Annotated in this window: 1 protein-coding gene; it reads left to right on the top strand. The window is 55.6% G+C overall.

The window, feature by feature from the left end; all coding sequences use genetic code 11:
* Positions 1 to 77: 77 nt before the first annotated feature.
* Positions 78 to 1,502: an IS1182 family transposase gene (locus tag ACM6IT_RS24575; protein ID WP_414918877.1), complete on the top strand. Its 1,425-nt coding sequence runs from the start codon at positions 78 to 80 to the stop codon at positions 1,500 to 1,502.
* Positions 1,503 to 1,598 lie beyond the last annotated feature (96 nt).

Here is a 1,598-nt window from a genome sequence, read left to right as displayed (position 1 = left end):
CAGACTGTGTGAAAACCTAGCATTCTGCTGGCCGGTTAAAGAAAATGCCCGTATCGCAAGATACGGGCATTTTTCTTATGCGCTATATCCAAGGTGAAAACCGCTCTCAGAGCGCGTTGTTTCCACTGTCACTGGATGAACTGATTCCCGATGACCATCTGGTTCGGGTCATCGAAGCCTATGTCGTGCTTCTGGACTTTGAGCAACTGGGTTTCGACAAGGCCAGACCCAAGGCCACGGGACGTCCTTCATACGATCCCTCCGATCTGCTCAAACTCTATCTGTACGGCTATTTCCAACGCATTCGTTCGTCACGACGGCTTGAGGCCGAGTGTCAACGCAACGTCGAGGTCATGTGGCTGTTGGGCCGATTGGCGCCCGATTTCAAAACCATTGCCGATTTTCGACGTGATAACAGCGCGGCGTTTACCGCGACCTGTCGTGCCTTTGTTCGCTTCTGCCGACAGGCAGGTCTGATTGCTGGTGAGTTGGTGGCCATCGATGGCAGCAAGTTTCAAGCCGTGGCTTCCAGCCGCAAACACCTGACACCGAAAAAGCTCCAGCAACGGGAGGCGGCACTCGACAAGAAAATTGCACGATATCTGGCGCAACTCGATGAAGCCGACCGCGACGAAAAAGGCGAGTCGATCGATCGTTCAGCGGTGCAGGCAGCACTGGCGGAGTTGCAGGTAAAAAAGGCCAATAACCAGACCTGCCAAGTGCTGATGCAAGCTCAAGGTCTGGTTCAGCACATTGTGGGCGAGCCCGATGCACAGAAAATGCGAACAGCATCCGGCCCGCTCGTGGCCTACAACATTCAAAGTGCGGTAGACGCCAAGCATTGCCTGATTCTGCACCACGAAGTCACTCAGGAAGGCACCGACAATCGCCAGCTGGAACCGATGGCCAAAGCAGCCAAAGAGGAACTGGATCAATCCGAACTTTGCGTCACGGCGGATGCCGGTTATTCCAATGGCGCCCAGTTCCAGGCCTGCGAAGACGCGGCAATCACCGCTTTTGTGCCGCCCAATCGAGCGATCAACACCACCGGTGGCGACGAGCAGTACTTTGACCGAACCGAATTCAGCTACGACTCGGACACCGATCAATACCAGTGCCCCGCAGGCAACCCGCTGACACTCAAACAACTGAGCAAGGGCGACCGAATCTACCAGGCGGCCATCAGCGACTGCCGAAGTTGTCCGCTGAAAAACCGCTGCACCAAGGCAGAACGCCGGTATTTGATGCGCCACGCCCATGAAGCGGCGTTTGAGCGAATGGAGAAGCGAATGAAGGCGCACCCGGCAATGATGGGCCATCGCCGCTCCACCGTCGAACATCCCTTCGGCAACCTGAAGCAATGGATTTTCGGCAATGGCCGGTTCTTGCTGCGCCAGTTACAGGGCACTCGCGCAGAAATGGCGCTTGCGGTACAGGCTTACAACCTGAAAAGGGCCATCCAGGTACTGGGAGCGCGGAAGCTGATGGCGTTGATGGGCTGAGAAGCCCTTTATTTTTCAGTTTTCAGAAAAGCAAATGCCCCGACAAGTCGGGGCATTTGCTTTAAACCGCGGCGGACTGCGTTTTCACACAGTCTG

Source organism: Pseudomonas sp. IT-P4, assembly GCF_949767755.1.
Lineage (GTDB): Bacteria > Pseudomonadota > Gammaproteobacteria > Pseudomonadales > Pseudomonadaceae > Aquipseudomonas > Aquipseudomonas monachiensis.
The sequence above is the reverse complement of the archived record's forward strand: the minus strand, read 5'-3'. Positions and strand labels throughout refer to the sequence as shown.